General features: G+C 70.4%; 9 protein-coding genes. 3 read left to right on the top strand and 6 right to left on the bottom strand.

Features of this window, described 5'->3' with window-relative positions; genetic code table 11:
• Positions 1-63 precede the first annotated feature (63 nt).
• The 6 genes from ACFRKB_RS11015 to ACFRKB_RS10990 all read right to left on the bottom strand — a co-directional run bounded on the left by ACFRKB_RS11015 (position 64) and on the right by ACFRKB_RS10990 (position 6,208).
• Positions 64-792, bottom strand: a complete 729-nt coding sequence (locus ACFRKB_RS11015) for a 4'-phosphopantetheinyl transferase family protein (protein ID WP_383105108.1) — start codon at positions 790-792, stop codon at positions 64-66.
• Positions 793-796: 4 nt separating this feature from the next.
• On the bottom strand, positions 797-1,651 hold the full coding sequence (locus ACFRKB_RS11010; protein WP_383105106.1) for an alpha/beta fold hydrolase: 855 nt from the start codon (positions 1,649-1,651) through the stop codon (positions 797-799).
• A complete protein-coding gene (locus ACFRKB_RS11005) occupies positions 1,648-2,136 on the bottom strand; it encodes an SRPBCC family protein (RefSeq protein ID WP_383105104.1) in 489 nt (162 codons plus the stop codon). The genes ACFRKB_RS11010 and ACFRKB_RS11005 overlap by 4 nt, the downstream gene beginning before the upstream one ends.
• Before the next feature lie 85 nt (positions 2,137-2,221).
• A complete protein-coding gene (locus tag ACFRKB_RS11000) occupies positions 2,222-3,724 on the bottom strand; it encodes an FAD-binding protein (protein ID WP_383105103.1) in 1,503 nt (500 codons plus the stop codon).
• Positions 3,725-3,744: 20 nt separating this feature from the next.
• Positions 3,745-5,313 (bottom strand): flavin-containing monooxygenase, encoded by a 1,569-nt coding sequence (locus ACFRKB_RS10995; protein ID WP_383105101.1) that lies wholly within the window; start codon positions 5,311-5,313, stop codon positions 3,745-3,747.
• Positions 5,314-5,323: 10 nt separating this feature from the next.
• The gene (locus ACFRKB_RS10990) at positions 5,324-6,208 is read right to left on the bottom strand and encodes a class I SAM-dependent methyltransferase (RefSeq protein ID WP_383105099.1); all 885 of its coding nucleotides are present in this window, start codon (positions 6,206-6,208) and stop codon (positions 5,324-5,326) included.
• Positions 6,209-6,397: 189 nt separating this feature from the next.
• Here ACFRKB_RS10990 and ACFRKB_RS10985 point away from each other — a divergent pair, with 189 nt between their 5' ends.
• The 3 genes from ACFRKB_RS10985 to ACFRKB_RS10975 are packed head-to-tail and all read left to right on the top strand — an operon-like array spanning position 6,398 to position 8,408.
• On the top strand, positions 6,398-6,658 hold the full coding sequence (locus ACFRKB_RS10985) for a hypothetical protein (RefSeq protein WP_030355857.1): 261 nt from the start codon (positions 6,398-6,400) through the stop codon (positions 6,656-6,658).
• Between the two features lie 11 nt (positions 6,659-6,669).
• Complete coding sequence (locus tag ACFRKB_RS10980; protein ID WP_383105097.1) at positions 6,670-7,656, top strand: 3-oxoacyl-ACP synthase III family protein; 987 nt, start codon at positions 6,670-6,672, stop codon at positions 7,654-7,656.
• Positions 7,653-8,408, top strand: coding sequence for an SDR family NAD(P)-dependent oxidoreductase (locus ACFRKB_RS10975; protein WP_383105095.1), 756 nt, complete (start codon positions 7,653-7,655; stop codon positions 8,406-8,408). Before ACFRKB_RS10980 ends, ACFRKB_RS10975 begins: the two co-directional genes overlap by 4 nt.
• Positions 8,409-8,519: the final 111 nt, after the last annotated feature.

Genomic DNA, 8,519 nt, shown 5'->3' with positions numbered 1-8,519 from the left:
TAAAGCGTGATTTGTGGCGCGCGACCGCCCGCCTTCCAACTGTGGCCCGGTACGCGCCGTAAATCATGCCGTCCCGGGCGCGAGCCCCGGAGCGCCACCCGGCGACAACCCGCAGACGGACTCCGGCCCCGGCCGAAACGGCCCGCCCGATCGCGCAGCGAATGTCACCAAAAGATCCCCCCGCACCAGCCACCTCCCCGCGAACCGCAACGTCGCGTCCCGCGGCGGAGGCGTCGAAGGGTGCAGGTCCGCCGTGAACGTGCCCGTCGGGGAGAGGCGGACCTCCGCCTCCGTGAAGCCGAGCCACCGGCCCGTCGCCGGGTACCACGCCTTGTAGACCGACTCCTTCGCGGAGAACAGCAGCCGGTCCCAGCACACGCCCGGCGCCCGCTCGCCCAGCCGTTCCAGCGCCGTGCGTTCGGTGGTGGAGGTGATCAGGCCCAGTACCCCCCGCGGCAGCGGCCCCGCCGGCTCCGCGTCGATGCCCAGCGCGGCCACGTCCGTTCGCCTGGCCGCCACCGCCGCCCGGTAGCCGTCGCAGTGGGTGATGCTGCCGACCACGCCGTCCGGCCACCGCGGCGCGCCGCCCGGGCCCGGCAGTAACGGCGCGGGCGGCAGGCCGAGTTCGGCGAGGGTGCGGCGCGCGCAGGCGCGGGCCGTGGCGAACTGCGCGCGGCGGCGCTGTCGTCGGCCCGTCATCAGCGCCGCCTCCTCGGGGAACAGCGGCGCGGGCGCCAGATCGTCGAAGGCTTCGGCGGATCTGACGCCCGGGGGCAGGATCTCCTCGATCACGGGCTCAGCGGGGACGGGCGATCAGGCCCGACATCGCGCGTACGATCTCCGCCGGCCGCTCCAGCGGCAGCATATGACCGGCGCCCGGGAGGCGTTCGAAGCGCGCGTCCGGCAGCGCCTTGGCGAGCGCGTCGCCCAGCTCCGGCTTGACGACCCGGTCGTGCTCGCCCGCGAGCACCACCGCGGGCACGTCGACGGCGGCCAGTTCCGCGCGCAGGTCCATGCCGCGGGACGAGGCGAAGCAGTCGGCGCGTACCCGTGGGGAAGCCGCGGCGAACAGCTGCCGGTTGACTTCGAGGGCGTACGGATCCGCCCCCTTGCCCATCGTCTGGGCCAGCAGCCGCCGGCCGAGCGCCGGCCGTCGCAGGGCCCGGGAGAACAGCGCGCTGCCCATCATGCGCACCTCGCTGTCCGGGGTGTCCTGGTCATGCGCGGCGGTGCCCAGCAGGACGAGCCCGCGCAGCCTGCGCGCGCCGGCCGGGTCGGCGGTGACGTACGAGAGGGCCGCGAAGCCGCCGCCGGAGTGTCCGGCCAGGAGCGCGTCGCGGGAGCCGGTCTCGCCCAGCACCGCCGCCAGGTCCGCGCCGAACCGGCGGATGGTGAGGGGTTCCTTGCCCAGGCCCGACGCGCCGTGCCCGCGCTGGTCGTAGAGCACCACCCGGTGGCCGGAGCGGATCAGCCGGTCCGCGACCGTACCCCAGACGCGGCGGCCCGCCGCCCAGCCGTGCGCGAGGACGACGGTCGTGCCGGTCGGCGCCCGGAGGGGGGCGAGGACGGTGACGGCGAGCGCGGCGCCGTCGTCCGTACGTACCGTCGTTTCCTCGGTGCGGGGGACGGTCACCGCGGGCGTGCGGCTCACCGGGTCCTCCCGGCCAGCGGCTGGGTCAGCAGCGCGTTGAGCGAGACGAAGGCCGCCAGCGTCGCCCGCGAGTGCTCGGCGCCGATGTCGGCGACCTTGGCCAGCAGCTTCAGTTTGCCGTGCGGGCGCCCCTGGAAGTGCATGGTGACGCGGGTGCGGTGGCCGTCGTCCAGCGGCTCCAGGAGGAAGTCGGCCGGGCCGCGGAAGACTCCGTCGACATACTCGACGGTCAGCCGGCGGCCCGGCACGACGGACACCGTACGGGCGGTGAAGCGGAGCTTGAGTCCGCCCTTGTCGACGCCCTTGGTGTGGACCGTCACGCCGACCTCGCCGCCCACCACGTCGGGTGCGCCGGAGACGGTCGCGAAGGTGTTGGCGGGCACCCACCAGCGGGCGGCACCGCGGAACTCGGCGACGAGCGCGTTCCAGACGACGTCCGCGGGGGCGTCGACCACCGCCTCGTCGATGATGTCGTAGCCGTTCATGCCAGTCTCCCTGTGTGGGGCGGCGGATGGGAAGGCCGGGAAGCGGGGCCCGGGGAGGGCCCCGCTCCGCTGCGGCCGGGCCGGATCAGGCGAAGAAGCCCTGACCGGGCGTGAGGATGCCGGCCGGGTCGTAACGCCGCTTGGCGTTGCAGAAGTCGGCGTAGCGGTTGCCGAAGTGCCGCTTCCACTCCGCCGGGGTCATGTCCGGGATGGCACCGACGAGATAGCGCTTGGCGCCCAGGGCGACGGCCTTGTCGTACAGCCGGCGGTTCTGCTCCAGCATCCCCTGGATGTCCGGCTCGCCCGGGTGCGGGAAGCGCAGCAGGTCGAAGAGGTAGGCGACCGACTCGTTGGGCTGCACGCCCAGCGGCCGCTTGAGCTTGGACGTGCGGTACGGGTAGGTCAGCAGGAAGCCGCCGCCCAGGTCGTTCGCGGTCAGCTCGGCCTGGGCGAGCTGGAGGAACTGCTTGGCCTTGGAGGCCGGAAGGAACAGGCTCAGCCAGGGCTTGGGCTGGTCCCAGTAGTCCGCTTCCTTGAGGTAGTCCACATACGCGTCGAAGCGGAAGATGTAGTCCCGGAACGGCATGTCGTCGATGACGGCCTCGGCGCGTACGTCCCGCAGCCCCGCGATCAGCGGGTCACGGGCCGGTGCGGTGCCCGTGTAGACGGCCCCCAGCTCCAGCTTGAAGCGCCAGCCCGTGTCGTCCGGCGTACGGAGCATCTCGCCGGCCTGGACCTCGAACCGCCCGTCGGCCAGCACCTTCTCCGAGTCGGCCAGATAGGCGGATATGTCGTCGTAGACCAGGCTGAAGACGACGATCCGCTCCTTGACCGGGGCGATCTTCACCGTGGCGCGGACGATGATGCCCACCTGCCCGCCGCCGACCAGCGCGGCGTTGAAGAGGTCGGGGCGGACCGTCGCGGAGGCCGTGACCAACTGCCCGGCACCCGTGACGACATCGATGGACTCGACGGTGTCGACCGCCAGCCCGTACTTGCCCACGGTGCCGCCGATACCGCCGACGCTCAGCGTGCCGCCGATCGACAGATGCATGTAGTCGGGCATGGCCGGCGGGGTCTTGCCCTTGGCCATGGCCGCGTCCGTCAGCTGGGCCCAGGTGACACCCGGCTCCACGACGGCGGTGGTGGAGCCGATGCTGACGATCTTCGACAGACCGCGGGAGTCGATCGAGATACCGCCCGGGACCGCCGCCTGGCCGTAGTTGGAGTGCGATTCGAGATCGTCACCGGTGCCGCTGCGCCCATTCGCCGCGATCTTCAGATTGTTGGACCGGGCGAAGTTGACCATCTTGACGATGTCATTGACCGAGCCGGGCACCAGTACGGCCCACGGCACGATGTCGGTCACCAGATTGCCGAAGTCCTTGCTGAACTGCACGAGATCGGCAGCCGAGGTCCTCAGCGTCCCGTCGAGCGGCGGGACGGGCGTCACACGGCCGCCCGCGCTGCCGGCCTCCGCCGCCGTGGCCCAGGTCTGGGTGGCCACGTTCCAGCCCACCACGGTGGCGGCGGTGGCGGCGATACCGCCCAGGACTCTGCGCCGGGAAGGCGCGTTGCTGCTGCTCATCTGGTCCGTTCTCCCCTTTGTCATCCGTGGTTCACAGCCGGTCTTCCGGCGCCGACAGTGGTGGCGAGCCGGTACTCGCCGAGATCGAAGTGCTTGGTCTCGCCGCGGAAGCGCCAGGTGTACGTGGGCCAGATCGACGGGTTGCGGCCGCTGCTGTCCAGGTACCAGCTCTTGCAGTTGCCGGCGTTCCAGACGGTGCCGTCCAGACGCTTGTCGAGCCGCGCGTTGTACGCCTTCTGCGCCTCCTCGCGCACCTCCACGCTGGACAGGCCCCGCTTCTCCATCTGCCGGAGCGCGTCCAGCACATACGCGATCTGCGCCTCGATCATCACGACCTGCGAGGAGTGCCCGAGTGTCGTGTTGGGACCGAGCAGCATGAAGAGATTGGGGAACCCGGCCACGGTCGTGCCCCGGTGCGCGGACATGCCCCCGCTCCACGCCTCCCGCAGCTGGACCCCGCCCCGGCCCCAGATCCGCTGGGCGACCGGACGGTCCACGGCGCGGAAGCCGGTGCCCAGGATGATCGTGTCGACCTCGCGCTCCCGGCCGTCCTTGGAGACGACGGACTTCGCCCGGACATGGTCGATGCCGTCGGTGACGACGTCGACATTGGGCTGCTGGATCGCCGGGTAGTACGTGTTGGAGAAGAGCAGCCGCTTGCACGCCATGACGTAGTCGGGCGTGAGCCGCTCCCGCAGCGCCGGGTCCTCGACGCTCTTCTTCAGATGGTCCGAGGCCATCTTCTGCATCTTCCCGGCGACCTTGGGGCGGGCCATGACGAAGGCCAGGATCTCGCGGCCCCACATATTGAAGTTGCGCCGGAAGCGCTGGTAGCCGGGCATCCCGCGCAGCAGCTTGGCCTGGAGCGGGCTGGTCGGCTTGTCGTTCTTGGGGCCGATCCACGGCGGGGTGCGCTGGTAGAGGTCCAGCTGCCCGACCTCGGGCTGGATCTTCGGTACGAACTGGATGGCGGAGGCGCCCGTGCCGATGACGGCGACGCGTCTGCCGGTCAGATCGTGGTCGTGGTCCCAGCGCGAGGAGTGGAACACCTTCCCCTCGAAGTCACCGAGGCCCGGGATGTCGGGCACGGCCGGCTCGCTGAGATAGCCGGTGCCGGTGACCAGGACCTGGGCGGTGTACTCGCCGCCCGAGGTCTCGATGTGCCAGTGGCGGGTGTGGTCGTCCCAGCGCGCGGCGATCAGCTCGTGGTTGAACCGGATGTGCGGACGGACCCCGAAGCGGTCGGCGCAGTCGCGCAGATACGCGTACAGCTCGTCCTGCTTGCCGAAGGTGCTCTTCCAGTGCGGGTTCTGCGCGAACGAGAAGGAGTACAGATGGGACATCACGTCACAGGCGCACCCCGGATAGGTGTTGTCGCGCCAGGTGCCGCCCACCTCGTCGGCCCGCTCGAAGACCAGGAAGTCGTCGATGCCCCGCTGGAGCAGCCTGATGGCCGTTCCCAGCCCCGAGAATCCGGTGCCGATGACCGCGACCCGCAGATGACGGGTGGGTCCCCGGCCGGCCGGGCGCTCCGGCTCCGTACCGCTGTTCACCCCGTCTCCGCGGGCGGGTTCGAGAATGCTCGTCACGGCGGCCTCCTCAGCCCCTGCGCGCGATGGTGACGCGGAAGTTGTTGAAGAACTTGTCTTCGAGCGTGTACGCGAAGATGTCGAGGTAGCGCTCGAAGCGGGCCACGACCTCCTCGCCCTCCAGGGCGACGGCCGTCGCACGGTCCTCGGCCAGCCGCTTCAGCCAGGCGCGGCACGCCAGCGCGAAGGACTCCCGCTCGTTGACGATCTCCACGATCTCGAACTGTCCCTCGGCGGCGGCGGTCAGCTCGTGGAGATGCGGGATGTGCATCCCCTCGAACTCGGAGCGCTGGAGGAACTTCAGATCGGCGAGCAGCTCCCGGTTCATGGGCTGCGCCTCGGCCGTCATCGTGTGCAGGACGAACTTCGCGCCCGGCTTCAGCGCCTTGTACACCTGGCCGAAGAAGAAGCGGTAGCGCTTGGTGCGCTCACGCGGCGGCAGGTTGGACGAGACGAAGTGCTCCAGCGCGTTGATGCAGAACGCCGCGTCGTACTTCTCGTCCGTCGCGTGATCCGCCCAGCTCTCCACGCGCGTGGTGATCCGCGGGTTGTCCAGGCCGGCGATGAACGCCTCCTGGGTGCGGCTCAGCGTGAGACCGACCGCCTCCTCCACCCCGTGCACGGTGGTGAGCCGGTTGAGCATGGTGCCCCAGCCGCAGCCGATGTCCAGCACCCGGTGGGCGCCCTGGGCGCCCGCCAGCGCGGCGAACATATCGAGCTTGCGCTCCTGGGCCTCGTCCAGTGTCGCGACGAGATCCTCGCCCTGCTCCCAGTAGCCGCCGGAGTACATCATGGTCGGGCCCAGCAGGAGCCGGTAGAAATCGTTGCTGACCTCGTAGTGGTGTCTGACCGCGTCGACCTCGGGGTCAACCGACCTGGGTGCGACCGTTGTCATCCTCGACCTCTTTCCTGATCCTGTCGCTGCGCCGCTCGTACCGACCGTGTGATGCGGTCACGAGATAACCGCGTGGCTCGCAACAGATGTGCAAGACGGCCGCGCGTCACCGGTGTTGCGTCCCGGTTGCGCGCACCGCGCTTCCATGCCACTCGACACCGGATGCACCGCGAGAGAGGACCGAAGCTCATGACGCTGCCCACCATCGAAGAACTGGCGAGCCAGCTGGAGGCCGTGTCGGGCGCCCAGGAGGTGAGCCCCGACGCACCGCTCCAGCACATCGCGGACGTCGACTCGCTGGACCTGATGGAGTGGCTGTACGGGTTCCAGAACCAGTACCCGCACATCCCCGCCGACGAGTCGCTGTTCGCGGACCTCGACGACACGACCACGCTGCGGCACGTGTACGAGCGGATCGTCGCGCTCGTCCCGCAGCCGGCGCAGGCGTAGCGAGAGCGCCCGTGAACGGCTTCGACATCACCGGGTGGGGCATGGCCGTACCCGAGCGCAAGGTCACCAGCGTGGAGCTCGCGGAGCGGTTCGGTGTCGACGAGAACTGGATCGTCAGCCGCTGCGGCATCCGCGAGCGCCGTGCCGTGGGGCCGGGACAGACGACCGCCTCGCTGGCTGTCGAGGCCGGCCGGCGCGCCCTGGCGAAGGCGGGGCTGACCGGTGGCGACATCGCCCATCTGATCGTCGCCACCGCCACGCCCGAGCAGCCCTCACCGGCCACCTCCGCGTTCGTCCACCACGATCTCGGCATCGCGGGCAGCGCGCACGACGTCAACTCGGAGTGCGCGGGCTTCGTCTACGGACTGGTGTCGGCGATGGCGCTGATCGCCATCGATCCCCGGCCGATCCTGCTGATCGGCTCCGACACGCACACCCTGACGGCGAACCCCGCCGACCGCGATCTGTCGATCCTCGTCGGCGACGGGGCCGGCGCGGTCGTGCTCCAGCCGGGGCCCGAGAACCGGGTGAAGGCCTGGAACCTCGGCGCGGACGGCTCGTGCACCGGCAGCCTCAAGGTACTGGCGGGCGGCAGCCGGATGCCGACCACCGAGGAGACGGTCCGCGAGGGGCTGCACTTCGCCAAGATCAACGGCAATGAGATCTATCTCAACGCCGTGCGCTACACGGTCCGTACGGTCCGGGAGACGCTGGAGAGCGCCAAGGTCGATGCCGCCGATGTCGACCACATCATTCCGCACCAGGCCAATATCCGGATCATCAACTCCATCCTCAGCCACACCGGTCTGCGGCCCGAGGCGCTGGTCACCAATCTGGAGCGGTACGGCAACACCGCGTCCGCGTCCATCCCGATCGCCCTCACCGAGGCGCTGGAGGACGGCCGGATCCAGCCCGGCGACCAGGTGCTGCTGGCCGGCTTCGGCGCCGGGATGACCTGGGGATCGATGCTCCTGGAGTGGGGCGAGGAGAGGAAATGAGCCGTAACAGCGAGCCGGGCGCCCGTCCCGAGCGGCCGGTCGCCCTGGTCACGGGGGCGTCCGGCGGGCTCGGGCAGGCCCTGGCACTCGAACTCGACGCGCTCGGCTGCCGGGTCGCCGTCCACTACAACAGTTCGGAGGCGCAGGCCCGCGCCGTACGGGAGAAGCTCACCAACGACTCGGCCGTCGTGACCGGCGATGTCGGTTCCTGGGACGACGTCACCGCGATGTACGCCGAGATCGGTGAGCGGCTCGGACCGGTCGACGTGCTCGTCAACAATGGCGCCATCCGCAAGGACGCGCTGATGGCGATGCAGTCGCCGGCGGACTGGCAGCAGGTCATCCAGACCAATCTGATCGGTTCGTTCCACACCGCCCGGGTGTCCGTTCCGTATATGCTCCGGCAGCGGTGGGGCCGGATCATCAATGTGGTGTCGCCCTCCGGGCTGATCGCGACGGCGGGGCAGACGGCCTACTCCGCCTCCAAGGCCGGTCTCATCGGCTTCACCCGCACCCTGGCCGCCGAGTGCGGCAGACGCGGTGTGACCGTGAACGCCCTCTCCCCGGGGTTCATGATCACGGGCATGACGGAGAACCTGCCGGGACATGTCATCGAGGGCATGGAGGGCAAGGCCCCCATTCCCCGCTTCGTCACGGTCGAGGAAGTGGCCCGCAGCGCCGCCCTGTTCCTGGACCAGGACTGTATGACGGGCCAGGTCCTCAGCATCGACAGCGGGGTCTCGATCACCTGAGACCCGTACGTACGCACAGAGAAGCGGGGCGGGGGGGTGAGCCCGGGCCCCCCCCCCGGGTGACCCCCCCCCCCCCCCCCCCCCCCACCCCCCAACCGCGCCCGGGGCGCC

Origin of the sequence: Streptomyces scopuliridis, from assembly GCF_042790125.1 — a bacterium.
In the GTDB taxonomy this organism is placed as follows: Bacteria; Actinomycetota; Actinomycetes; order Streptomycetales; family Streptomycetaceae; genus Streptomyces; species Streptomyces scopuliridis_A.
The sequence above is the reverse complement of the archived record's forward strand: the minus strand, read 5'-3'. Positions and strand labels throughout refer to the sequence as shown.